This window comes from Rhizobium sp. BK529 (assembly GCF_014194105.1).
GTDB lineage: Bacteria > Pseudomonadota > Alphaproteobacteria > Rhizobiales > Rhizobiaceae > Rhizobium.
The window spans coordinates 92,836-116,364 of the sequence record NZ_JACIAU010000006.1 but is presented as its reverse complement, the minus strand read 5'-3'; the positions used below and the strand labels follow the sequence as shown (position 1 = coordinate 116,364).

At 59.2% G+C, this 23,529-nt stretch carries 22 protein-coding genes; 13 read left to right on the top strand and 9 right to left on the bottom strand.

Annotated elements, in window-relative coordinates; all coding sequences use genetic code 11:
* Positions 1-13: 13 nt before the first annotated feature.
* From xylB to FHX08_RS28080, 4 genes are all read right to left on the bottom strand, one after another.
* Positions 14-1,468, bottom strand: coding sequence for a xylulokinase (gene xylB, locus FHX08_RS28095; protein WP_132657112.1), 1,455 nt, complete (start codon positions 1,466-1,468; stop codon positions 14-16).
* A 21-nt stretch (positions 1,469-1,489) separates the two neighbouring features.
* Positions 1,490-2,515: a LacI family DNA-binding transcriptional regulator gene (locus tag FHX08_RS28090; protein ID WP_184328077.1), complete on the bottom strand. Its 1,026-nt coding sequence runs from the start codon at positions 2,513-2,515 to the stop codon at positions 1,490-1,492.
* A gap of 157 nt (positions 2,516-2,672) precedes the next feature.
* The gene (locus FHX08_RS28085) at positions 2,673-4,271 is read right to left on the bottom strand and encodes a DHA2 family efflux MFS transporter permease subunit (RefSeq protein WP_132657114.1); all 1,599 of its coding nucleotides are present in this window, start codon (positions 4,269-4,271) and stop codon (positions 2,673-2,675) included.
* Positions 4,272-4,294: 23 nt separating this feature from the next.
* The gene (locus FHX08_RS28080; RefSeq protein WP_132657115.1) at positions 4,295-5,503 is read right to left on the bottom strand and encodes an HlyD family secretion protein; all 1,209 of its coding nucleotides are present in this window, start codon (positions 5,501-5,503) and stop codon (positions 4,295-4,297) included.
* Positions 5,504-5,655: 152 nt separating this feature from the next.
* Here FHX08_RS28080 and FHX08_RS28075 point away from each other — a divergent pair, with 152 nt between their 5' ends.
* The 5 genes from FHX08_RS28075 (at position 5,656) to lysS (ending at position 11,467) form a co-directional block, all read left to right on the top strand.
* Positions 5,656-6,336 carry a TetR/AcrR family transcriptional regulator gene (locus FHX08_RS28075; RefSeq protein ID WP_132657116.1) on the top strand — a complete coding sequence of 227 codons (681 nt, stop codon included), beginning with the start codon at positions 5,656-5,658 and terminating at the stop codon, positions 6,334-6,336.
* Between the two features lie 106 nt (positions 6,337-6,442).
* Complete coding sequence (locus FHX08_RS28070; protein WP_132657117.1) at positions 6,443-7,282, top strand: AraC family transcriptional regulator; 840 nt, start codon at positions 6,443-6,445, stop codon at positions 7,280-7,282.
* Positions 7,283-7,383: 101 nt separating this feature from the next.
* Positions 7,384-8,133 carry a TerC family protein gene (locus tag FHX08_RS28065; protein WP_132657118.1) on the top strand — a complete coding sequence of 250 codons (750 nt, stop codon included), beginning with the start codon at positions 7,384-7,386 and terminating at the stop codon, positions 8,131-8,133.
* A 360-nt stretch (positions 8,134-8,493) separates the two neighbouring features.
* Complete coding sequence (gltX, locus tag FHX08_RS28060) at positions 8,494-9,948, top strand: glutamate--tRNA ligase (protein ID WP_132657119.1); 1,455 nt, start codon at positions 8,494-8,496, stop codon at positions 9,946-9,948.
* Positions 9,949-9,970: 22 nt separating this feature from the next.
* Positions 9,971-11,467: a lysine--tRNA ligase gene (lysS, locus tag FHX08_RS28055; protein WP_184328076.1), complete on the top strand. Its 1,497-nt coding sequence runs from the start codon at positions 9,971-9,973 to the stop codon at positions 11,465-11,467.
* Positions 11,468-11,575: 108 nt separating this feature from the next.
* On the opposite strand, the gene FHX08_RS28050 is transcribed toward lysS, so the two are convergent.
* Positions 11,576-12,298 (bottom strand): hypothetical protein, encoded by a 723-nt coding sequence (locus FHX08_RS28050; protein WP_132657121.1) that lies wholly within the window; start codon positions 12,296-12,298, stop codon positions 11,576-11,578.
* A 179-nt stretch (positions 12,299-12,477) separates the two neighbouring features.
* Between FHX08_RS28050 and FHX08_RS28045 the strand changes: the two genes are divergently transcribed.
* From FHX08_RS28045 to FHX08_RS28015, 7 genes are all read left to right on the top strand, one after another.
* Entirely contained in the window at positions 12,478-13,386 is a 909-nt protein-coding gene (locus FHX08_RS28045; RefSeq protein WP_184328075.1) for a LysR family transcriptional regulator, read from the top strand.
* A 120-nt stretch (positions 13,387-13,506) separates the two neighbouring features.
* On the top strand, positions 13,507-14,667 hold the full coding sequence (locus tag FHX08_RS28040; protein ID WP_132657123.1) for an ABC transporter substrate-binding protein: 1,161 nt from the start codon (positions 13,507-13,509) through the stop codon (positions 14,665-14,667).
* A gap of 198 nt (positions 14,668-14,865) precedes the next feature.
* On the top strand, positions 14,866-15,852 hold the full coding sequence (locus FHX08_RS28035; RefSeq protein ID WP_132657124.1) for an ABC transporter ATP-binding protein: 987 nt from the start codon (positions 14,866-14,868) through the stop codon (positions 15,850-15,852).
* Positions 15,849-16,811, top strand: a complete 963-nt coding sequence (locus FHX08_RS28030; RefSeq protein ID WP_132657125.1) for an ABC transporter permease — start codon at positions 15,849-15,851, stop codon at positions 16,809-16,811. Before FHX08_RS28035 ends, FHX08_RS28030 begins: the two co-directional genes overlap by 4 nt.
* Entirely contained in the window at positions 16,801-17,616 is an 816-nt protein-coding gene (locus FHX08_RS28025; protein WP_132657126.1) for an ABC transporter permease, read from the top strand. The genes FHX08_RS28030 and FHX08_RS28025 overlap by 11 nt, the downstream gene beginning before the upstream one ends.
* Before the next feature lie 75 nt (positions 17,617-17,691).
* Positions 17,692-19,119, top strand: coding sequence for a gamma-aminobutyraldehyde dehydrogenase (locus FHX08_RS28020; protein ID WP_132657127.1), 1,428 nt, complete (start codon positions 17,692-17,694; stop codon positions 19,117-19,119).
* A gap of 186 nt (positions 19,120-19,305) precedes the next feature.
* Positions 19,306-20,412 (top strand): helix-turn-helix transcriptional regulator, encoded by a 1,107-nt coding sequence (locus tag FHX08_RS28015; RefSeq protein WP_132657128.1) that lies wholly within the window; start codon positions 19,306-19,308, stop codon positions 20,410-20,412.
* Here the strand turns inward: FHX08_RS28015 and FHX08_RS28010 are convergent.
* On the bottom strand, positions 20,409-21,029 hold the full coding sequence (locus tag FHX08_RS28010) for a YjbE family putative metal transport protein (protein ID WP_132657129.1): 621 nt from the start codon (positions 21,027-21,029) through the stop codon (positions 20,409-20,411). The genes FHX08_RS28015 and FHX08_RS28010 overlap by 4 nt on opposite strands.
* 184 nt (positions 21,030-21,213) lie before the next feature.
* Between FHX08_RS28010 and FHX08_RS28005 the strand changes: the two genes are divergently transcribed.
* Positions 21,214-21,387, top strand: coding sequence for a DUF1328 domain-containing protein (locus tag FHX08_RS28005; RefSeq protein WP_007817547.1), 174 nt, complete (start codon positions 21,214-21,216; stop codon positions 21,385-21,387).
* 57 nt (positions 21,388-21,444) lie between these two features.
* Here the strand turns inward: FHX08_RS28005 and FHX08_RS28000 are convergent, their stop codons facing one another.
* From FHX08_RS28000 to FHX08_RS27990, 3 genes are read right to left on the bottom strand one after another with little or no spacing between them, the layout of a single operon-like run.
* Positions 21,445-21,891 (bottom strand): DoxX family protein, encoded by a 447-nt coding sequence (locus tag FHX08_RS28000; RefSeq protein WP_132657130.1) that lies wholly within the window; start codon positions 21,889-21,891, stop codon positions 21,445-21,447.
* A 60-nt stretch (positions 21,892-21,951) separates the two neighbouring features.
* Entirely contained in the window at positions 21,952-22,416 is a 465-nt protein-coding gene (locus tag FHX08_RS27995; protein WP_184328115.1) for a tetratricopeptide repeat protein, read from the bottom strand.
* Between the two features lie 28 nt (positions 22,417-22,444).
* The gene (locus FHX08_RS27990; protein WP_132657132.1) at positions 22,445-23,419 is read right to left on the bottom strand and encodes an MBL fold metallo-hydrolase; all 975 of its coding nucleotides are present in this window, start codon (positions 23,417-23,419) and stop codon (positions 22,445-22,447) included.
* Positions 23,420-23,529 lie beyond the last annotated feature (110 nt).

Sequence of the window (23,529 nt, the reverse complement as noted above, 5' to 3'; positions counted from 1 at the left end):
TCTTATGGATGGATCAATGGGCCAGCGACTTGATCGCCGGATAGGCCGCGCGGTAGCGCTTGTAAGCATCTTCATAGGCGCCGCTGAGGGCGGCGACAGGCTCGATCGTGCCGGCAGTTACCGGCGGAGTGCAGACGGCAACCGGATCAGCACCGGTTGCTGCGATGAGGCCGAGGCGGGCGGCACCAAAGGCAGCACCAAAATCACCGTCCGCCGGCAAGTCGACCGGAACGCCGAGCGCAGTCGCGATCGAGGCCAGCCAATAGCGCGACCGCGAACCGCCGCCGATCGCCGTGACGCGGGAAATATCCGTACCGGCCGAACGAAGGGCTTCGAGATTGTCGCGGATCGCAAAGGATACACCTTCCAGCACCGCCTGTGTCAGCACGGCACGGCTGCTTTCATGCGCGAGGCCGATGAAGGCGCCGCGGATGACCGCATCATTGTGCGGCGTGCGCTCACCCGAGAGATACGGCAGGAAGGTCACGCCCGTCGGCGCCCTTAGGCTCTCACCGAGTTCGCCGGTCAGATCAGCAGCTGACTTACCGGTGACGGAAGAATGCCAGTTCAGTGCGTCGGTGGCCGACAGGATGACCCCCATTTGGTGCCAGGTGTTCGGCAGCGCATGGCAGAAGGCATGCACGGCGCTTTCCGGCTTTGGCAGATAGGAGGCGTTCGCGGCAAAGAGGACGCCTGACGTGCCGAGCGACACGAAGGCGGCGCCATCGCTGACCGTACCCATGCCGCAGGCCGAAGCCGCATTGTCGCCAGCCCCACCGGCAACCACGACATCGCCTGAAATGCCCCAGGCCGAGGCTAGCTCGCCGCGCAGCTTGCCGCCCTGCTCTGTGCCTTCAATCAGAGTAGGCATCTGTTTTTCGTCGAGATTTGTGGCTGCCAGCAGTTCCGACGACCAAGCGCGCTTGCCGGTATCGAGCCAGGACGTGCCAGCCGAATCTGACATTTCCGAAATATGCTCGCCCGTTAGCCAGAGGCGCAGATAATCCTTCGGCAGCAGAACCTTGGCCACCTTCGCGAAGATCTCGGGCTCGTTTTTGGCGACCCAGGCGAGCTTCGGCGCGGTGAAGCCCGGAAAGACGATGTTGCCGGTCAGCTTGCGGAAACGCGGATCGGCGTCGAGTGCCGCAGCCTCGACATAGGAACGCGTGTCGTTCCAGAGGATGCAGGGACGCAGGACATTATCGGAAGCGTCGAGCAGCGTCGCGCCGTGCATCTGGCCGGAAAGGCCGATGCCCTTGACCGCCGCAAGCTCCTTCGGATGCTTCGCCTTGAGCCCGGCGACAGCTTCTTCGGTGGCGCGAATCCAATGAGCCGGCTCCTGCTCGGACCAACCGGAATGCGGGCGCGAGACGTCGAGCGAACCATTGGCCGAGCCGATAATCTTCTGATCACCGTCGATCAGCATCGCCTTGACGCCCGAAGTTCCGAGATCGAGACCCAGATACATGTGGTGTTTCTCCCTTTGCCGTTACGGCAGGTTGTCTTTCAGGAATATGTCGAGGCGGATACGCTCCTGCGCGTCGATGACCGCAAGCCCGTCCGCCTTTGCCTTGAGAACACGGATCGCACTACGCACCTCATGGCCGGCATCCTGATTGAGGATTGCGTCGATAGTGCCGTCGAGAAGGGCAGCGCGCGTATGCGCCGTCAATTCGTGGGCAATCACCGTCAGCGGCCTGTCGACGGCCTTTTCCTTCAATGCGCGGATAAGGCCGCGATTACCGGCGCCAAGACTGTAGATGCCGATAATGCCGTCATTCCTGGCAAGCGCATCGGCAATCAGCATATGCGCGACCTCGGGGTCATCCCGGCCTTCGAGTACCGGCGTAAGATGCAGCGCTGGAAACTCCTGCGCCATGACGGAGGCAAAGCCCTCCAAGCGCTCGCGATGGTCGCGCACCAGCATGGAGCCAGCGAGAATGGCGAGTTCGCCCTTGGCACCGCCGAGGAAGCGACCGAGCAGACGCGCGGCGGTGCGTCCCGCGGCGATGTTATCGACGCCGGCATAATGATGACGCAGCGATCCCGTCAGATCGGAAACGAGAGTAACGACCGGAATGCCGTCATGGACCAGCCGGTCCACGGCCGCGCGCACATCGGGCGCATCCGTAGCCACAAGCGCCACTCCGGCAGGCTTTTCGGCAGCCACCGTTTCCAGCTCGCGCACCAGCGCCTGGGAATCAAAGGCAGGTACCTCGACGATGTGGATATCGGTGCGTTCAGTCGCCGAGCGCGCGACCGCCGCGCGGATTTCGGCATTCAAGCCATGCATGAAGGAGTTGTCGCTGGCGGGCAGGATGAAGGTCAGCGGATAGACGCGACCCTTAGCAAGGTTTGCAGCCGCTACGTCGCGCACATAGCCGAGATCGCGGATGGCGTTTTGCACCTTCTCCCGGGTCACGTGGCGCACCCCCGGCCGCTGGTTCAAAACCCGGTCCACGGTCGCAAGACTGACGCCCGCCGCAGCGGCGATATCATGAACAGTTGGCCTCATCACTCCTCCTGGAAGAGACCATTAGCGCCAAATCTGATGTACGTAAATCAAAAAATGCGTAAGGGGAAAACGTCCTGCTACGGAGGAGTGAACCGCTCATGCTGAAAAACAAAAAGGCCCTCCGAAGAGGGCCTTTCTTGCGAATGGCAGCCGGAGGTCAGTGGCCGCCACCGCCTCCGCCGCCTTGCGGCGCCGGTTTCTTGATCATGAAGACGCCCAGGATCATCGCCAGAAACAGCACGGTCAGCATCAGGAAGACGTCACCGAAGGAAAGGATGACCGCCTGTTTGGTGGCGAGACCGACCATCTGCTTGACAGCGACATTCTCCCCATCCAGACCCCAATTGTTGAAGTTGGCGGCCATGTTGTTCATCTGGTCGATCGCTGCCGTATTGCCCCAGTGCACACTCTCCCGCAGGCGTTCGTAATGCACGTCCTGGCGGCTGGTCAGCACGGTGTTGATGACAGCAAGGCCAACGGCACCACCGAGGTTCCGCGTGAGGTTGAAGAGACCGGAGGCCCCGCGGATGCGCTGCGGCGGCAAGGTGCCGAGTGCGATGTTGTTGATCGGCACCATACACATCATCAGGCCGAAGCCGCGCAGGATCTGCGGGATGAAGAGCTCGTAGAAGTCCCAATCCTGCGTCAGATGCGTCATGATATAGGTGCCCGCCGCAAAGCTGACGAAGCCGATCACCATCATGATGCGCAGGTCAAGCTTCGTCGAAAGCCGGCCGGCGATCGGCGCGGTGAAGAACATCGCAAGGCCCGACACGAACATCGTCTCGCCGATCATCTGCGAATCGTAACCGCGGATACGGCCGAGATAGACCGGGTAGATATAGGTCAGGCCGTAAAGACCGATGCCCATAACGAAGGAGAATACCGAACCGAAGGAGAAGTTTCGGTTGGCAAAGGCCGTTAGATCGACGACCGGAAATTCAACCGTAAAGGCCCGGTAGAAGAAAATGACACCGGCGACAGCCGAAGCAACGGCACCGGCGACAATGTAGCTGTCATTGAACCAGTCGTTCGAGTTGCCCTCTTCGAGCACATATTCCATCGCACCGAGGAAAACGCCCATGGCAAGCAATCCGTACCAGTCGAATTTCTTGAAGAGCGACAGTTCCGGCTTATCGAAATCGATGAAGTTCCAGGTGACGAGTGTGACGATGATACCGGGCACGATATTGACCAGGAACAGCCAATGCCAGGAAAAGGCGTGGCTCAGATAACCGCCGACCGTCGGGCCGATGGTCGGCGCCAGCGTGGCGATGAGGCCGATGATCGGTGAGACGATTGCGCGCTTCGACGGCGGGAAAATCGTGAATGCAGCCGCAAAGACCGATGGAATCATGCCACCGCCGATGAAGCCCTGGATGGCGCGATAGACGATCATCTGGTCGATATTCGTCGCCGTCGCGGCCAGAGCGCTCGACATGGTGAAACCGGCAGCCGAAATCGCAAAAAGGTAACGCGTCGAAATAATCCGCGCGAGCGTGCCCGACAGCGGGATCATGATGACTTCCGCAATCAGATAGGCCGTCTGCACCCAACCGATTTCGTCCGAACCCGCAGAAAGACCGGCCTGGATTTCGGCAAGCGAGGCGGAGACGATCTGAATGTCGAGAATCGACATGAACATGCCGAGCACCATAGCGAAGAAGGCGATGAGCTTCTTCGGATCCATCCGATCGGCGGCATGCGCGTGCGCTGCCGGAATCGAACCTGCCGTTGCTGTCGCACTCCCGGCCATGGGACTACCTCCGCCCTGGGACCTTACTTCACCGGCGCCGTGCGGGTATCGACGTCGACGACGACGCTGAGACCGGCGCGCAGGCGACCGCTATCAAGCGCATCCTGCGGCAGCGCTATGCGAACCGGCACACGCTGGATAATCTTGGTAAAGTTGCCCGTTGCGTTTTCCGGCGGCAGCATCGAGAAGACCGAACCGGAGGCCGGCGAGATCGATTCAACGGTGCCGACCACAGGATAATCGCTATAAGCGTCGACGTGGACGTTCACCTTCGAACCGGGAACGAGATGCTGGATCTGCGTTTCCTTAAAGTTGGCATCGATATAGAGCTGACGGGTCGGCACCAGCGCCATGAGCCGCTGGCCGGGCGAAACGAGATCGCCTTCCTGAACCGAACGATTACCGACGACGCCGTCATAAGGTGCCTTCAGCACGGTGAAGGAGAGGTCGCGGGCGGCCTTGTCGCGCTGGATTTCCAGCGTACGCACAGATCCCTCGGCTTCCTTGCGCTGCGCTTCGAGGATCGCAATGTTGGCCTGGGCAGCAACGATATTGGCGTCACCGCCGGCAAGGTTTGCCTTGGCCTGATCGAGTGCGGTATTGGCGTCATCGAGATCGGCTGTCGTGCCGACCGACTTTGCCTGCAGGTCGCTCTGGCGCTTCTGCTTGATCTCAGCGCCGCGCACGGTGGCTTCGAGAGCGGTCTTCTGGGCCTGCGCCTGCGCGAGGCTCGCCTTGGCGCCTTCGATTTGCGCGTCGATACGGCTCAGAGAAAGCTGCTCGGTCGCGATTTGCGCGTTCGCCTGATCGAGGGCGTTCTGGTAGTCGCCGTTATCAAGCGTGGCGAGAACATCGCCCGCCTTGACTTCCTGGTTGGCAACAACATTCACCTTCGCGACATAGCCGGTAACCTTCGGCGAGATCGTCGCAATATCGCCCTCGATGTAGGAGTCGTCGGTCGACACGAGGAAGCGGCCGTTGGTCCACCAGTCGTAGCCATACCAGCCGGCGCCGGCGAGAAGGGCTAGCACGACAACAGGCAGCACCAAGCTGCGGCGTTTCTTAGGAGCGGCAGCAGCCGGTGCGACGGCAGGCGCAGACTGCGCAGGAGCCGTCCGCGGTGCTTCTGCCCTCGGGGCTTCGGCAGGAGCTGCGGCTTCCGCTTTCACCTCTTCGGCGTCGGCATTTTCGCTTACGATGCGCGCGACGTTGCTTTTCTGGTTGGTCGACATATACAGACTACCGATCTGGAGTAAAATAATCGAACTGAACGGTTCGGTTCAGTTGACATAAAGGGTTTTTGACTTCATATCAAGATGCATAGAACCAATCGGTTCGATTTCTGTGAAAGAAAAGTCGAATTCGCGAAGACGGTTAAGGAGACATGACACTGAAGCCTGAGATCACCGCCGTATTCAGCCCCCCTAATCCGGGAGGCCGCTTTGCTGCGGGCGAAGATCCGGCCAAGCGCCAGCAGATTCTTGATGGTGCCCGGCGCGTGTTCATGAAGATGGGCTTCGACGCGGCCAGCATGAATGACGTCACCCGCGAGGCCGGCGTTTCCAAGGGAACGCTCTATGTCTACTTTGCCAACAAGGAAGAGCTTTTCCACGCCATGATCGAGACCGAGCGCGCTGCCTTCGTCGCAGCCGTTCGTTCGGTGCTCGCAGAGCATGACGACGTCGAAGCTGGCTTGTATGAATTCGGGATGACCTTCATCACCCACATGACCGAAGACAAGGTCATCGATGCCATGCGCACTGTGCTCGGCGTGCGCGAGCGCATGCCGCTTCTCTGTCAACGATTCTTCAAGGGTCCGCAGAACCTGCGCACCATTATGCACGACTTCCTGGAGCGGCATGTGCAAGCCGGCACGCTGAAGATCGACGATATCGATCTCGCCGCCGGTCAGTTCCTCGACCTCGCAAGCGGCAGCTTCTTCAAGCTTCGCCTCTTCGGCAATATGGACGGACCGCCGCCACGCAGCGAGATGGAACGTGTCATCCGTGGCGCGATCTATGTCTTCATGGCCGCCTACGGCGTTCGCAAACGCGAACCCGCCTGATCCTGATCCCTACCCCGATTTGGTTTTCCGCCGGATTTGCGCAATAGCGATCAAATCCGGCGGCCGCATTTCCTCTAGGAATAAAGCGGCAACCAAGGGAGAAGAGATGAGCGCCATCGGACGGGCGATATGGTTCATCGAGAGCCATTTCGAAACCAATATAAGTCTCGACGAAATCGCTGAAGCCGCCGGATTGTCGCGCTATCATCTGTCGCGTGTCTTCGGCCTGGTAACTGGCCATTCGATCGGCGGCTATATCCGCGCGCGGCGTCTGAGCGTCGCCGCGTTGTCTCTCATCTCAGGCTCATCCAGCATTCTCGAGGTTGCCCTTGGCGCGGGCTACGGCTCGCACGAGGCCTTCACGCGTGCCTTTCGTGACCAGTTCGGCATGACGCCGGATGCGGTGCGACGACAAGGACACATTCGCAATCTCGCTTTGATGGAGCCCATCAGAATGAAAACCGCAAACCTCAATGATCTCGAACCGCCTCGTTTCGAAACCCTGCCGCCGATGCTTTTCGCCGGCCTGCAGGAGATCTATGCCTATGGCGGCAATGCTGCCATCCCCTCGCTCTGGCAGAAATTCAACCAGCATTTCGGCCATATCCCCAGCCAGAAGGGCAATGTCGCCTACGGCATCTGCACCCATATCGACAGCGAGGCGGAGAAATTCCGCTATATGGCTGCCGCCGAGATATCCGATGCCGACGATCTGCCGGAAGACTTTACGACTTTGAAGCTGCCGGCCCAGCGCTACGCCGTCTTCTCCCATCGTGGTCATGTCTCCGGCATTCCCGCCACGATGGACCTGATCTTCGGTAACTGGTGGCCGACGTCTGGCCTTGAACATGGCAGCATGCCCGACATGTTCGAACGCTACGATGACCGCTTTGATCCCTATACCGGGATGGGTATCACGGAAATCTGGCTGCCGATCAAGGAATAAAAGCCTGATCATTTTCGTATACCCCCTTGCGGCGCTTGCCCGACAGGCCCGTATCGATAGATTGTCCGCGTCCATAGGCGACGCAAAGGGGAAATACGCCGATGCAGGATATCATGACGCTTATCCAGGACCCGGCTGCCTGGGTGGCGCTTGTCACACTCGTGGTGATGGAAGTGGTTCTCGGGATCGACAACCTCATCTTCATCTCGATCCTCACCAACAAGCTGCCGCCTGAGCATCGGGAAAGGGCTCGCAAGACCGGTATCGGCCTTGCTCTCGTCATGCGTCTTGCCCTGCTCGGCACGGTCGCCTGGATCGTCCAGCTCACCGAGCCGCTTTTTGATCTCTTCGGCCACGGCTTCTCCTGGAAGGATCTGATCCTCATCGCAGGCGGTCTTTTTCTCGTCTGGAAGGCTACCAAGGAAATCCACCACAACGTCGATCCGGAGGATCATCAGGAGAATTTCATTGCAGGCGCGACATCAACGAGCTTTGCTTCGGCGATCGGGCAGATCCTGCTGCTCGACCTCGTCTTCTCAGTGGACAGCATCATCACTGCCGTCGGCATGACCCCGCATCTGCCGATCATGATCATCGCCGTCATCGCCGCCGTCACGGTCATGCTTGTCGCCGCAACGCCCCTCGCCAATTTCATCGAGCGCAACCCGACGATCGTGATGCTGGCGCTCGCCTTCCTGCTGATGATTGGCACGACTCTGATTGCCGACGGCATGGGCTTCCACGTGCCGAAGGGCTACGTCTACGCCGCCATGGCCTTCTCGGCCCTCGTCGAGGTGCTGAACATGCTCGCGAGAAACGGGCGCCGGCGAAAGCGCGAGGGCGGCTACTGAGACTGCCTATCCACCTGAGAACAATTGTTCCTCCGCCTTACTCGGTAAGGCGGAGATTGTTCCGCGAATGGCGACCTTCCTGAAAAACCAAACATCGCCTGCTTCATGTGGTCGCGATGCTTCACCTCGACGAACAGATCATCCGAAGCGGCCGCCCGGAGAGGCAGGAAGCCCCTATCAGAAGCGGTTTTTCTTGACGCGCCCTTTTGAATATGGCCTAAGCGCAGCCATCAGGATAATCGGCGGATTTTGCGGGCAGAAGCCTTCCTCCAGCTGGTTTCCGAAAAGATATCTGCATTCTCCAGGCCGAACGTCGCTTTCATTGAAAAGCCGCTCGGCATTCATTGACGGGCACATAAAATGACAGCTTCCGGCGTCCGCGTCCGCATCGCTCCCTCGCCGACCGGCGAGCCGCATGTCGGCACTGCTTACATCGCTCTCTTCAACTACCTCTTTGCTAAGAAGCACGGCGGCGAGTTCATTCTGCGCATCGAGGATACCGATGCGACGCGTTCGACCCCTGAATTCGAGACGAAGGTGCTGGATGCGCTGAAATGGTGCGGGCTGGAATGGAAGGAAGGTCCCGATATTGGCGGCCCCTATGGCCCCTATCGCCAGTCTGACCGAAAGGACATGTATCAGCCTTACGCCCAGGAACTGCTGGACAAGGGCCATGCCTTCCGCTGTTTCTGCACGCCTGAACGCCTCGAGCAGATGCGCGAAACCCAGCGCGCTGCCGGCAAGCAGCCGAAATATGACGGTCTCTGCCTGAGCCTCACGGCTGAAGAAGTCACGGCCAAGATGTCATCAGGCGAAAGCTCCGTCATCCGCATGAAGATCCCGACCGAGGGCTCCTGCGATTTCACCGATGGCGTCTATGGTGACGTGTCAATCCCGTGGGATTCCGTCGATATGCAGGTGCTCATCAAGGGCGACGGCATGCCGACCTATCACATGGCAAACGTCATCGACGACCATCTGATGAAGATCACCCATGTCGCCCGCGGCGAGGAGTGGCTGGCCTCCGTGCCGAAGCATATCCTGCTTTATCGGTATTTCGGCTGGGACCAGCCGGTGTTCATGCATCTGTCGCTGATGCGCAACGCCGACAAGTCCAAGCTGTCGAAGCGCAAGAACCCGACCTCGATCTCCTATTATTCCGCGCTCGGCTATATACCGGAAGCGCTGATGAACTTCCTCGGCCTGTTCTTCATCCAGATCGCCGAAGGCGAAGAGCTGCTGACCATGGACGAGCTCTCCAAAAAATTCGATCCGGAAAATCTCTCCAAGGCCGGTGCGATCTTCGACATCCAAAAGCTCGACTGGCTGAATGGTCGCTGGATCCGCGAAAAGCTGTCGGAAGAGGAATTCCGCGCCCGCGTGATATCCTGGGCAATGGAGAATGACCGCCTGCAGGCAGGCCTGCGCCTGTCGCAGACGCGGATTTCCAAGCTCGGTGAACTGCCCGATCTCGCCGGCTTCCTGCTGAAGTCCGATCTCAGCCTGCAGCCGTCCGACTTCGCCAAGATCAAATCGCCTCCGGAAGAGATCCTCGAGATCCTTAATACCGTCCAGCCGGATCTCGAAAAGATCCTGGAGTGGAACGTCGAGACGATCGAGGCGGAATTGCGCGCCGTCGCCGACCGCATGGGCAAGAAGCTGAAGGTCGTCGTCGCACCGCTCTTCGTCGCCGTCTCCGGTTCGTCGCGCTCGCTGCCGCTCTTCGATTCCATGGCGATCCTGGGCCGCTCGGTCGTACGCCAGCGCTTGAAACTCGCCTCGCAGGCAGTCGCCGCGCTCGTCGGCTCGAAGTAAGAACAGTCAGAGGATTTCGACAATGGCTGACAACAAGACCGAAAACACCCTCTCTTCCGACGCAACGGAAGTACGCGCGCAGAAGCTGAAGCTGCTGCGCGAGCAGATTGGCGAAGTCTATCCGGCGCATTTCCACCGGACGATGAGCAATGCTGACCTTGCCGCGAAATACGAAGGCCTGGAGCCGGACGTCGAAACGCAGGATGTCGTGACCGTCGCCGGCCGCGTCTACTCTTCGCGCAATTCCGGCATGTTCATGGATATCCATGACGCCTCGGGCAAGATCCAGATCTTCTCCCACAAGGACGTTACAGGCGAGGAAGCCCGCGCCTTGCTGCCGATGATCGATATTGGCGATATCATCGGTGTGACCGGCATCGTGCGACGCACCAAGCGCGGCGAACTGACGATCAACGCGCAGAAGATCGAGATGTTGACCAAGTCGCTGCTGCCGATGCCCGAAAAGTGGCATGGCCTCTCCGACATCGAGCTGCGCTATCGCAAGCGCCATCTCGACATCATGACCAATGAGGAATCGAAGCGGCGCTTCCAGCAGCGCTCGAAGATCCTATCCGGCATCCGTCGCTTCATGGAAAATGACGGCTTCATGGAAGTCGAAACGCCGATGCTGCATTCGGTCTACGGCGGCGCCACCGCCGAGCCCTTCAAGACGCATCACAACACGCTGAAGCTCGACATGTACCTGCGCATCGCGCCGGAACTGTTCCTGAAGCGTACCTTGGTTTCGGGCCTGACCGACAAAGTCTTCGAGATCAACCGCAACTTCCGCAATGAAGGCGTCTCCACCCGGCACAATCCGGAATTCACGATGATGGAGTGCTACTGGGCCTATGCCGATTACGAGGACATCATGGACCTCGTCGAGCGGCTGTTCGAGACCCTGGCGCTCTCCATCCACGGCACGACGGAATTCCCCTTCGGCGACAAGACCATGTCGTTCAAGGGTCCGTTCAAGCGCGTTCCGATGCCTGACGCCGTCAAGGAAGTCACTGGCATCGATTTCCTGGCGATGAAGACGGACGAGGAAGCCCGCGCCGCCGCCAAGGCTGCCGGCTTCGAAGTCGAGAAGGACTGGACCTGGGGCGAATGCCTGGCCTTCATCTTCGAAGAAAAGGTCGAGCAGACGCTGATCCAGCCCTCACACGTTACGCATTTCCCGAAGGACATATCTCCCTTCGCCAAGGAAGTGCCTGGCGAGCCGCGCCTTGTGGAACGTTTCGAAACCTATTGCAACGCTTGGGAACTCGGCAACGCCTTCTCCGAACTTAACGATCCGGAAGAACAGCGCCGCCGCATGGTCGAGCAGCTCGAACAGGCTCACGCCCGAGGCGAGAAGGAAAAGCAGCTCGACGAAGAGTTTCTCGATGCGATCGACCAGGGCATGCCGCCCGCAGGTGGTCTCGGTATCGGCGTCGACCGCCTGATCATGCTGCTCACCAACGCACCGTCGATCCGCGATGTCATCCTCTTCCCGGCCCGCCGCAGCAAGGCCGACTGAGAAACGGATTGTTTGAATGAAAAACGGAGCGGCCGGATGGACGCTCCGTTTTCTTTTGAGGTCTTCCCTCAGATCATATAGCCGCCGGCGACCTTAATTGTTTCGAGTCTAGTGTCCGCTCTTCGCCAGCGGTTCCTCTGCGGGAGCAGCTTCCGCTGGAGTGGCTGCATCCTTAGCCGCCTGTTCTTTAGCGGACGGCTCCTCGGGTTCTTTGGCCGGCGCTCCGCCTGCTGCCTTGCCTTCTCCCTTGGTGGAGGCGACGGCAACAGGATCGATGCAATCGGCAGGATCCTTGAGAGCGGCGTTCAGCGCGGCAATCTGATCGTCCGGCAGGTCGATGCGCTCGCCATAGAACAGCCCTCGCTCGCTGGCCTTGCCGTCGTAATAACGGGCCGTATAGGGCTTGTCGTTCAGCCCTTCGACCATTTTGTCTGGATGGGCGATATAGACCACGTCGGCGCCGATCGCCCGACCGCGAATATCCGAACGCAGGGAAGGACCGTTTTCATCGAGCACCACGACCTGTACAAGGTCGGGCTTCTGAGCGGAATATACCGCCTGTGCGACACGCAGCGCCGTCTTGACGCGTGTCATGCCGTCGACGGGTTCGGTCTTGATGTATTTGCGGACCCAGACGTGGTCCTGCTTCTTGATCGTCACGAGATTGACGTCGGTGCAGGCAACGCCATCGGCAGATTCCCCGTCGCCCAGCAGCCTGTCTTTACCGACATAAACCGCCGCGCCGCCGGAAACGCCCGCCAACAGGGCGCTGCCACCGATGATTAAAGCCAATTTCCGGGAAGGCCGGAACATGCGCAGTAAGGCCTTCACGCCAACTGCTCCGCCATCTAAAAACTCCAACGCAATACAAGTGACTGTGAAACTAAGGGAAATGACGTTTCGGAATCTTTAAGTGGCCCGTCCGACTTTGTCCGAACTAGCAAAATACCAAAAAAGGTCCAGCCGCCGGTGCGCTTGCCAGATCGCTGAAACGCGTGCTCTAAAACGCCATGGCATTCACGCTTCGCCAGATCCAATATTTTGTCGCAGTTGCCGAACAGGGCTCGGTCACGCGCGCCGCGCAGAACCTGTCGATCTCGCAATCCTCGATCACCGAGGCGCTGAAGGAACTCGAAAACGACCTCGGCGTTGCGCTCTTCGAACGCCACCCGCGAGGGCTCTCAATTACCCATAATGGCCACCAATTCCTGCGTCACGCCACGAAAATCCTGGCGACTGTCTCCGACGCGCGCACCAGTTTTTCAGGTCAGCAGGATGCTGCGGGCGGCACGCTGAATATCGGCGTCACCTCACTCGTCGCCGGTTACGTCCTGTCCGATTTGCTGGCTCGCTACCGCCGCGCCTGCCCTGGTGTCGAGGTCAGCGCCATCGAGGACAATGGCGGTTATCTCGAACATCTGCTCGTCGGCGGCGAACTGGACGTCGCAGTCATGGTGATTTCAAATCTGCGTGATCGCATGGCGCTGCAGGCCGAAATCCTGGAAACCTCGCCCTATCGCCTCTGGCTGCCAATGGGTCACCCGCTCGTTTCTGCCGATATCATTTCAGTTGCCGATATCGCCCGCGAACCGCTGATCATGCTGACGGTGGATGAAATCGAGGAGAATACTGGCAAGCTCCTGAGTGCACTTGGCGCCCGCCCGCACGTCGCCTTCCGTACCCGCTCGGTGGAAGCGGTACGCAGCCTGGTCGCCACCGGCGCCGGTGTGGCGTTGCTGCCGGACCTCGTCTATCGCCCATGGTCGCTGGAAGGCGACCGTATCGAAAGCCGCGACGTTTCCGGCTCCCTGCCCGTCGTGCAGGTCGGCATCGTCTGGCGAAAGGGATCCAGTCTGCCGCAGGCGGCGCGCGATTTCGTCGCCATCGCCGAGAATATGCGATCAGGGCGGTCCCGCTAGATATCGGAATTTCCGATATCGGCTTTCTGATAAATGAATTTGCGAAACCGGGGTTTCCGCGTCACCTTTTCTTTCGGGAACAAAGCGCCGCAAAAGCGGCACCGAACCGGGAGACGGACGATGAAACATCTTCTGAAATCGTGCACTGTTGCGCTCGCGAGCCTGAGCTTCGTGACGCAAGTTGTCGCTGCCGAACCGCTCAAGAAATTGGGCAAGGGGGAAGGCGCCGTCAGCATCGTCGCCTGGGCCGGCTATATCGAGCGCGGCGAGACTGACAAGAACTACGACTGGGTCACCGACTTCGAAAAGGAAACCGGCTGCAAGGTTTCCGTCAAGACTGCCGCCACCTCGGATGAAATGGTGGCGCTGATGAATGAAGGCGGCTTCGATCTCGTCACGGCCTCGGGCGACGCATCGCTCCGTCTCGTCGCCGGTAAGCGTGTCCAGCCGATCAACATCGACCTCATCCCGAGCTTCAAGACTGTCGACGAACGCCTGCAAAATGCGCCCTGGAATACGGTGAACGGCGTCCACTACGGGGTGCCCTATCTCTGGGGGCCGAATGTGCTGATGTACAATACCGACACCTTCAAGGATAAGGCGCCGACAAGCTGGAACATCGTCTTCGAGGAACAGAACCTGCCTGATGGTAAGTCCAACAAGGGCCGCGTCCAGGCCTATGATGGCCCGATCTATATCGCCGATGCGGCCATGTATCTGATGGCCCACAAGCCCGACCTCGGCATCAAGGATCCCTACGAACTCAACGAAGACCAGTACAAGGCTGCGCTCGACCTGTTGCGTGGTCAGCGCAAGATCGTCTCGCGCTACTGGCACGATGCGATGATCCAGGTCGACGACTTCAAGAACGAAGGTGTCGTGGCCTCCGGCTCCTGGCCCTTCCAGGTCAACCTGCTGCAGGCCGACAAGCAGAAGATCGCCTCCACCTTCCCTGAGGAAGGCGTGACCGGCTGGGCTGACACGACCATGTTGCACGCCGACAGCGAACACCCGAACTGCGCCTATATGTGGATGGAGCATTCCCTGAAGCCCAAGGTCCAGGGTGATGCCGCCGCCTGGTTTGGCGCCGTCCCCTCGGTTCCGGCAGCCTGCAAGGGCAACGAACTTTTGACCGACGCTGGCTGCGACACGAATGGCTATGATCACTTCGACAAGATCAAGTTCTGGAAGACGCCCGTCGCCAAATGCGCGAGCGAGAGCGAATGCGTGCCCTATCATCGCTGGGTATCGGATTATATCGGCGTGATCGGCGGGCGATAACGCCGAGCCGGCAGATCTGGCCAAAACCTCCTTTCAACACTCCGCACAAGTGGGACGTTTGAGAGGCATCGCCGCATTCCTGCCGAAACGCCGCAGGGTTTGAGCGTGGGCGCGGCAGACTAAGCCCCTCCCCCGCGCGGGGAGGGGTTTGGAGGCAAATCAAGCCTCCGCTTTCAATGATATAAATTCGGAGCCCCCATGACGTCTGCCGTCCGTTTCGAGAAGGTTTCTCGCCATTTCGGCGCCGTTCGCGCCGTCGACGGCGTCGATCTTGAGATCGCGCCCGGCGAGTTCTTCGCCATGCTCGGCCCGTCCGGCTCCGGCAAAACCACCTGCCTGCGGCTGATTGCAGGCTTCGAGCAGCCGACATCGGGACATATCGAAATCTTCGGCGAAACCGCCGAGCATGTTCCGCCCTATCGCCGCAACGTCAACACCGTCTTTCAGGATTACGCGCTCTTCCCGCATCTCGATATCCTCGACAACGTCGCCTACGGACTGATGGTGAAAGGCGTCGGCAAGGCGGAGCGGATCAGAGAGGCCGAAAAGACGCTGGAACTTGTGAAATTGCCGGGCTATGGCAGCCGCCGCCCCGGTCAGCTGTCCGGCGGCCAGCGACAGCGCGTGGCGCTCGCCCGCGCGCTCGTCAACAAGCCACGAGTGCTACTGCTCGACGAGCCGCTCGGTGCTCTGGATCTGAAGCTGCGCGAACAGATGCAGGAAGAGCTGAAAAGCCTCCAGCGGGCGCTCGGCATTACCTTCATCTTCGTCACCCACGATCAGGGCGAGGCACTTTCGATGGCTGACCGTGTCGCGGTCTTCAACAATGGCGGCATTGTCCAGCAGGGCACGCCGCAGGATATCTACCGTCGCCCGAAGACACGCTTCGTCGCCGATTTCGTCGGCTCATCTAATGTCATTTCTCCCGATATCATGAGGGCCCTCGGCGGCGAGAAGCGCTGGGCGAGCTTGAGGCCGGAAGCAATCCGCCTTGCCGCTGACGGCATCGAAGCCAGGGTCGAAAATGCGAGCTTCCTGGGTGCCGCGACTCGCCTGACCGTCGATATCAAGGGATTGCGCCTTCATGTCATGCTGCCGGCCGGCAGCGAAATCCCAGATATCGGCACCGCCATTCGCCTCGTCTGGCAGCAGGGCGACGTCCACTACATGGATGATGCGGCATGACGGCCTTGGCGATCACCAAGCCGGAAACCTCGATCCTGCCACGGCGCGGCGGCTTCTTCGGCCGGCTGTCGGACAGTTTCTGGCGCCATCCGAAACTGCTTCTGTTCCTGATGCTGACGCCGCCATTGCTCTGGCTTGGCATCATTTACATCGGCTCGCTGATCGCGCTGCTGCTGCAGAGCTTCTTCTCGATCGATGATTTCTCGGGGATGGTGAATTACGAGTTCACCCTCGATACCTATGCGCAGCTCCTAAATCCCGGCAATTTCGACATCATCGTCAGAACAATCCTGATGGCCGCGCTGGTAACGGTCACCTCTGCCCTCGTCGCCTTCCCGATCGCCTATTATGCAGCACGCTACGCGCAGGGAAAATGGAAGGCCCTCTTCTATCTGGGCATCATGCTGCCGCTCTGGTCGAGCTATCTCGTGAAGATCTATGCCTGGAAGCTGATCCTTGCGAAGGAAGGCATCCTCACCTGGCTTTTCGAGAAGCTCCATCTATCCTGGCTTCTCGACGGCGTCCTTGCCTTGCCTATCGTTGGCGGCAACTCCCTCTCCGTCAGCTACCTCGGAACCTTCATCGTCTTCGTCTATATCTGGCTGCCTTACATGATCCTGCCCACACAGGCCGCGCTCGAGCGCGTGCCCGGCAACCTGATCGAGGCCTCTGCGGATCTCGGCGCCACGCCGCACCAGACCTTCCGAACCGTGCTTTTCCCGCTGGCCCTGCCCGGCATCGTCGCCGGCTCGATCTTCACCTTCTCGCTGACCTTGGGCGATTACATCATCCCGCAGATCATCGGCTCGTCCCGCCTCTTCATCGGCCAGGCAGTCTATACGCAGCAGGGAACGGCCGGCAACGTGCCGCTCGCTGCCGCCTTCTCCGTCGTGCCGATCGTCATCATGGCGATCTATCTATGGCTTGCCAAACGCATGGGAGCCTTCGATGCGCTCTGACCGTGGACAGAAATCCCCCCTCATTCTCAAACTCGCGGCTGCCGGCGGCCTGCTCTTCCTGCATCTGCCGATTCTGCTGATCTTCGTTTACGCCTTCACGACGGAAGAGAAGAGCTATCAATGGCCGCCCCCGGGCTTGACTCTGCAATGGTTCGGCATTGCCTGGAACCGCCCGGATGTCTGGTCGGCACTCGGCCTCTCCTTGCAGGTTGCCTGCATCGCGACGGCGATTGCGCTGATCCTCGGCACCCTGGGCGCAGCAGCCGTCAGCCAGACGAAATTTTTCGGTCGCGAAGCGATATCGCTGCTCGTAATCCTGCCGATCGCGCTTCCTGGCATCATCACCGGCATCGCACTGCGCTCCGCCTTCAGCCTGTTCGACATCCCCTTCTCCGTCTGGACGATCGTGCTCGGCCACGCCACCTTCTGCGTCGTTGTCGTCTACAATAATGCCGTCGCCCGTTTCCGCCGCACGTCCAGTTCGCTGATCGAAGCTTCGATGGATCTTGGCGCCGACGGCTTCCAGACCTTCCGCCATGTCATCCTGCCGAATATCGGTACTGCGCTTCTTGCCGGCGGAATGCTTGCCTTTGCTCTGTCCTTCGATGAAGTCATCGTCACCACCTTCACCGGCGGCCAGCAATCCACCCTGCCGATCTGGATGCTCGAAGAACTGATCCGCCCGCGCCAGCGCCCAGTCACCAATGTGGTCGCTGTGGTCGTCGTGCTCGTCACCTTCCTGCCGATCCTGGCAGCCTATTACCTCACACGTGACGGCGATCAGATCGCCGGCGCCGGCAAATAACCCGGAGCGGGAATACGGAAAGTGTCAAACGCTTTCCTGTCCCACCTCACTCCACCAACGACAGGGAGAACGCCCATGGACACGCAAATGCTGATCGGTTCCCGCTTTGAGACCGGCACGGAAACGGAAGAGCACATCCTGAACCCGAAGACGGGCGAGACGGTTTTGAACCTTCCCGAAGCCTCGCTGGGTCAGATCGATGCCGCCGTCGATGCCGCCGAGAAGGCTTTTGTCGGCTGGGCTCGCACCACGCCGTCAGAACGCTCCGCCTATCTCCTAAAGATCGCCGATGTCATTGAACGGGATGCCGAGAGCTTCGCCACCCTGGAGGCGCTCAACTGCGGCAAGCCGATCAACGCCGTTCTGAATGACGAAATCCCCGCCATCGTCGATTGCTACCGCTTCTTTGCCGGTGCGGTGCGCAACCTGCATGGACCCGTCGCCGGCGAATATCTTCCCGGCCACACCTCGATGATCCGTCGCGATCCGATCGGCATCGTCGGCTCGATCGCGCCGTGGAACTATCCATTGATGATGATGGCCTGGAAACTGGCGCCGGCGATTGCCGGCGGCAATACAGTCGTCTTCAAACCTTCCGAACAGACGCCCTTGACGGCCCTGAAGATGGCGAAGCTCCTCTCTGATATCCTTCCCGAAGGCGTGGTCAATGTCATCCTCGGCCGCGGCGAGAGCGTCGGCAACGCACTGATCAACCACCCAAAAATCAATATGGTGTCGATAACAGGCGATGTTGCAACCGGTAAGAAGGTGCTGCAGGCCGCCGCCAAAACGGTCAAGCGCACCCATCTGGAACTTGGCGGCAAGGCGCCGGTCATTGTCTTCGACGATGCCGATCTCGAGGCCGTTGTCGCCGGTATCCGCACCTTCGGCTACTACAATGCCGGCCAGGACTGCACAGCCGCCTGCCGGATCTATGCCGACGCCAGGGTCTACGACAATTTCGTCGCCGACCTGACCTCGGCTGTCTCCAGCATCCGCTTCAACCAGGCCGACGATACGCAGAACGAAATCGGCCCGCTGATTTCCAAGCGTCAGCGTGACCGGGTCGAAAGCTTCGTCACGCGCGCTTCCGAACACAAGCACATGGAGATCACCACCGGTGGCAAGGTCTCTGGCGACAAGGGCTTCTTCTTCACTCCGACTGTTGTTGCAGGCGCCACGCAAGAAGACGAGATCGTTCGCCGCGAAGTTTTCGGCCCCGTTGTTTCGGTCACCCGCTTCAACGATGTAGAGGATGCAGTAACCTGGGCAAACGACAGCGATTACGGCCTCGCTTCTTCCGTCTGGACCAAGGATATCGGCCGCGGCATGAAGACTGCGGCCCAGCTCCAATACGGCTGCACCTGGATCAATACGCATTTCATGCTGGTCAATGAGATGCCGCATGGCGGCTTGAAGCAATCAGGCTATGGCAAGGACTTATCTGCCTATGCCCTGGAAGACTATACGGCTGTCCGCCATGTGATGATCAATCACGGATAGTTGAATAAAAGTTTCTTGATCAGCGTCAAAAGTCGCTGTCGCCATCAGTGACTTTTGTCACTTTGTCATAATACAACTGCAGATAATATTTCTAAACGTGGAATTGCCATTTCGTAAATACGTGGCGCTTCGCGATAAGTGTGATTCTTCAATGGATCACGGAAATCGGTCAGGCATTACTTACCCATGGCGACACGCATCGATATATCCGAGCTCGAAACGGCCCTGGAGGGATTGCTGGAATCCGCACTGGTGCCGGGGAGCTGGGAGCGCACGCTGGAGCAGATCAGCCAAGCCACCAGTTCCGTAGGGACGCATATCATGCCGGTCCGCGGGAAATTCCCATCTGGTTTTCTGAGCACGCCGAACCTGCTGGAAGCCTTCCAGGTCTATTTTGCCGAAGAGTGGTACAAGCGCGACTTTCGCGAACGTGGCTTGGCGGTTGCGATGACCAAGGGCGTCATCATCGAACACGACATCGCCGGCGAGGAGGAATTCGACCACCACAGCTTCTACACGGAGTTTCTGGCCCGCTTCGGCCTCCGCTATTCCGCCATGGTCGGCTTCACTGCAGGCGATACGATGTTAAGCCTCAATCTGCAGCGCCGGATCAAAGATCAGCCGTTCGATCACGACGACGAGCGGCTGCTCGTGAAAATGCAGTCTAGGTTGACCGCCGCGGCCGAAATCATCCGCGCACTGCATGTCGCCAAGATCGATAGCATGAGCGAGGCCTTCGAGCTCGCCGGTACCGCCGTCATCTTCTTCGATCGTGCCGGGCGTATCACTCGGCTGAACCAGCGGGCGGAGAAACTGCTCGACGGAAATATCCGTATCCTGGATCGGGAACTCGTCGGCATCAGTCAGGAAGAGACCGGGGCGCTGCGGCGCCACCTGCAGGCGATCCTTTCAAAAGAGCCTTTCGCCAATCCCCTCGTTTCCACACCCGTCCTGCTTTCCCGTCCGGGCAAGGCACCGCTGGTGGTCCGCGCTCAACGGCTGAATGGCGTGACGGCCGATCTCTTCTCGCATTCTGCTGCAGTCGCCATCATCACTGATCTTTCCGAACGCGCGACCCCGAGCCGTGACCTTCTGCGCCGGCTTTTCGCGCTTACCCCACAAGAAACAACTGTCGCGCGCCTGCTCATGGAAGGTTCGTCGCCACGGCAGATCGCCGAAATATCCGGACTGTCCTATGAAACGACCCGGGGCTACGTGAAACGGGTCCTTGCCAAGACTGGGACGCAGCGTCAGTCACAGCTCATTTCACTGCTTTCAAGCCTGAAAATCTAGGCCTGATTATAAAGCGCGAACAGTTCCCAGCCGCCTTCCCATATCATGTCGAGCGCCACATAGATGATGATAGCGAGGCCGATCCAGCCAATCCAGCGAAAGCGGTTGAGCAGCTTTGCCACGAAATTGGATGCGACGCCCATAAGAATGACGGAAAGGATCAGTCCGAAGATTAAGGCGTTCATGTTCGACTTCGCAGCGCCTGCAACGGCCAGCACGTTGTCGAGCGACATGGAAAGATCTGCAAAGATGATTTGGCCGATCGCTTGCCGGAAAAGTTTCGGCTTGTGAGCATGGTGGCCGGCCTCCTGCTCGGCCTCCTCTTCCTCCGCTTCACGCAATTCCTTCAACATCGTCCAGCAGATCCATAGAAGCAGAAGGCCTCCGATGAGATTAATGCCCTTGATGACGAGCAACTGTGCGGCAATGACGGCGAAAACGATACGAATGACGGCTGCTGCGGCAATGCCGGTGACGATTGCCTTCCCGCGCAGTTCGGTGGAAAGGCCGGCAGCTGCCATGCCGATGACGATCACATTATCCCCCGAGAGGATAATGTTGATCATGATGACTTCGAGGTAGGCGGAAATGACCTGAGGGTCCAGAAATACGTGCATGGAAATGGCTTTCGTCGATGGGGCAAATCGATGACGCTTCCCTTGAAACAGATCGTTGCATCTTTGAAAAGCCCTTGCAGGCCAGAGAAATAGGCTTTTAAGGAACGCTGTTCCATTTTAAACGATTTGGAACAAAATCGGCTTTGAAGCGTCTTCTTCCAACAATCACGGAAGGAAGATATCCATGCTAAAATGGGCTTTGATATTCCTGGTAATTTCAATCGTCGCCGGCTTTTTCGGCTTCTCCGGCATCTCCGCGGCGACCGCGACGATCGCCCGCGTTCTCTTCGGCATATTCCTCGTCGTCTTCCTGATCTTCCTCATCCTGGCGCTGATGGCCGGACAGGCGATCTTCTAGCCAGGGGCCGGCCAGGGGCGACGGGACGACGGCGGTCATGGCTCGATGATGAAAGTGCTAGAGCACTGCCGTCAGCCAGGGGTGCATTCCCTTCAGCTGGCTTTTCACGAGATAGTCGATCGATATCGATCCTGCACCCGAAACCGCCAGTACGAACATGCCACCGGCGATTGCGAAGTCCTTCTCGAAGTGCAGCAACTCGTTCTGGCTCGCGAAATTGGTGTGAAACAGTAAGGCGGTCGCGAGGCAGAATAGCCCCAGGGCCACCGCACCGAACCGGCTGAGAAAACCGGCGGCAATGGAAAGGCCGGCGCCGATCTGCAGGGCAATGACGCCAAATGCCACCAGTGCCGGCAGACCAAGCTTTTCGAACGTATCAAGCGTCACGGTGATAGTCGCGATGAGCGAAAACCCCTCATGCAGGAAGATCAAGGACAGGAGAATCCTGCCCAGAAGAAGAATGAGGTCGGCCAGAGAAGGCCTGCTTGCAGCATTTTCCATCATAACCTCCACTATTCCGGAAGCAGGCGGCGAAACCGCCTGCTTCCGTCGTTGATGTGCAGGTCAATTGCCGCCCTTTGCGGCAATAACCTTCTCAAGGTCGTCAAGTTCCTCGCAGCCGACGGGGCAAAGCTGCTTCAGCATGGATACCTGCTCCTCGGCCTTCGCCATGTCGCCGGTCTCGACGTAGAGTTCACCCAGATATTCATGTGCCGCCTTGTGATCGGGCTGAAGCTCCAGCGCCTTGGTATAATATGTCAGCGACGTCCGGTAATCGCCTGTCTTGCGCAGCGTAAATCCCATCAGATTATAGACGTCCGCCTGCTGATTATCTTCGGCAATATCGCGAAGTTCGGCGAGCGCGCCGGCATAGTCCTTAGCGTCGATCTTGGCGCGCACCGAAGTGAGATCGGGGGCGTCAGTCGATTCCATGTTGTCGACGGCAAAAGCCGGCAGAGCACTGATCGCTGTAAAGCCGGCGGACGCTGCGCAAAGGCCGATGAAAGTCAGAACGACATATTTCCTGATCTTTACCATGATATCTCCTTTCGGCCCGTCAGGCCTGGATTGTCGGGGTGAAGGCATAGGCATTTCCGTCCTTGACGAAGGTGCCTGAGCCGGGGAACGGAAAATGCGAGCCGCAGATCGCGATATTGTCGGCAATGACGCGATCGATGAGACGGCGGCGCGTGTCGATGGCCATTGGTCCGTCCTGGTCGTAGCTGCCCTGCCAGTCGGGATGCGGGGCGAGCAGCGCCGGCACGTACATGATGTCGGCGGAAACGAGCAGCTGCTTGTTGCCGGAGCTGACGAGGTAGGTCGAATGGCCGGGTGTATGGCCAGGCGCTGAAAGAAGCGTCATGCCCGGCGCAACCTCTGCCTCGTCATTCACCAGTTTCCAATTCTTCCATTTCGGGAAGACGTCGGCGATACGCTTGCCAGCGGGCTTGCGGCCTTCGGCAAGCTTTTCGACGCGGCCGGGCTCCGTCCACCAGTTATATTCAACGGCGTTGACGATGAGCTCGGCGTTCGGGAAGACGGGATTGTTCGTTCCCTTTTCCATCAGGCCCCAGACATGGTCCGGATGGAAATGTGAGATCATGATCGTATCGATCTTCCTATAGTCGATACCGGCCGCCGCCATATTCGCCGGCAGATGGGTGGCATTTTCCTGCCACTGACCGACGCCGGAACCGGCATCCATCATGATCATGTGACTGCCGATCTTCAGGACGACCACCGTCAGCGGGATCGGCATGAATTCGGTCGTCAACCCGGCCTTGGAAAGCGCCTCCTTGGTGTCTTCGATCGAGGCGTTCTTGATGAAGGTCGGATCATGCGGCTTCTTCCAGATGCCGTCATAGATTGCCGTCACCTCGATATCGCCGACCTTGTATTTGTAGAAACCGACCGTCGGCTCCAGGGGTGTGGCCGCAAGTGCCGGCATGACGAATTCAAGTTTCGACGACAGGCCGAACGCGGCCGCTGCGGCAGCCGATCCAAGGACCGCGCGGCGTGACATGGTAAACATGAATATGCCTCCTCTTGTTGATGGCATTTCGATCGGCGAAGACCGCCACCATTCGGCTGCCCTCGCTGACGAACTAGATCGACGGCAGCGCGCTGTTATTCCCGGCTCGA

Coding starts and splice junctions, on each gene's coding strand:
- FHX08_RS28085 (WP_132657114.1), bottom strand. CDS start 4,271: ATGGCCGGGAGTGCGACAGCAACGGCAGGTTCGATTCCGGCAGCGCAC.
- FHX08_RS28075 (WP_132657116.1), top strand. CDS start 5,656: ATGACACTGAAGCCTGAGATCACCGCCGTATTCAGCCCCCCTAATCCG.
- FHX08_RS28015 (WP_132657128.1), top strand. CDS start 19,306: ATGGCGACACGCATCGATATATCCGAGCTCGAAACGGCCCTGGAGGGA.
- FHX08_RS28030 (WP_132657125.1), top strand. CDS start 15,849: ATGACGGCCTTGGCGATCACCAAGCCGGAAACCTCGATCCTGCCACGG.
- FHX08_RS28020 (WP_132657127.1), top strand. CDS start 17,692: ATGGACACGCAAATGCTGATCGGTTCCCGCTTTGAGACCGGCACGGAA.
- FHX08_RS28040 (WP_132657123.1), top strand. CDS start 13,507: ATGAAACATCTTCTGAAATCGTGCACTGTTGCGCTCGCGAGCCTGAGC.
- FHX08_RS28010 (WP_132657129.1), bottom strand. CDS start 21,029: ATGCACGTATTTCTGGACCCTCAGGTCATTTCCGCCTACCTCGAAGTC.
- FHX08_RS28065 (WP_132657118.1), top strand. CDS start 7,384: ATGCAGGATATCATGACGCTTATCCAGGACCCGGCTGCCTGGGTGGCG.
- xylB (WP_132657112.1), bottom strand. CDS start 1,468: ATGTATCTGGGTCTCGATCTCGGAACTTCGGGCGTCAAGGCGATGCTG.
- FHX08_RS28005 (WP_007817547.1), top strand. CDS start 21,214: ATGCTAAAATGGGCTTTGATATTCCTGGTAATTTCAATCGTCGCCGGC.
- FHX08_RS28045 (WP_184328075.1), top strand. CDS start 12,478: ATGGCATTCACGCTTCGCCAGATCCAATATTTTGTCGCAGTTGCCGAA.
- FHX08_RS28035 (WP_132657124.1), top strand. CDS start 14,866: ATGACGTCTGCCGTCCGTTTCGAGAAGGTTTCTCGCCATTTCGGCGCC.
- FHX08_RS27990 (WP_132657132.1), bottom strand. CDS start 23,419: ATGTTTACCATGTCACGCCGCGCGGTCCTTGGATCGGCTGCCGCAGCG.
- gltX (WP_132657119.1), top strand. CDS start 8,494: ATGACAGCTTCCGGCGTCCGCGTCCGCATCGCTCCCTCGCCGACCGGC.
- FHX08_RS28000 (WP_132657130.1), bottom strand. CDS start 21,891: ATGATGGAAAATGCTGCAAGCAGGCCTTCTCTGGCCGACCTCATTCTT.
- FHX08_RS28070 (WP_132657117.1), top strand. CDS start 6,443: ATGAGCGCCATCGGACGGGCGATATGGTTCATCGAGAGCCATTTCGAA.
- lysS (WP_184328076.1), top strand. CDS start 9,971: ATGGCTGACAACAAGACCGAAAACACCCTCTCTTCCGACGCAACGGAA.
- FHX08_RS28025 (WP_132657126.1), top strand. CDS start 16,801: ATGCGCTCTGACCGTGGACAGAAATCCCCCCTCATTCTCAAACTCGCG.
- FHX08_RS28090 (WP_184328077.1), bottom strand. CDS start 2,515: ATGAGGCCAACTGTTCATGATATCGCCGCTGCGGCGGGCGTCAGTCTT.
- FHX08_RS28080 (WP_132657115.1), bottom strand. CDS start 5,503: ATGTCGACCAACCAGAAAAGCAACGTCGCGCGCATCGTAAGCGAAAAT.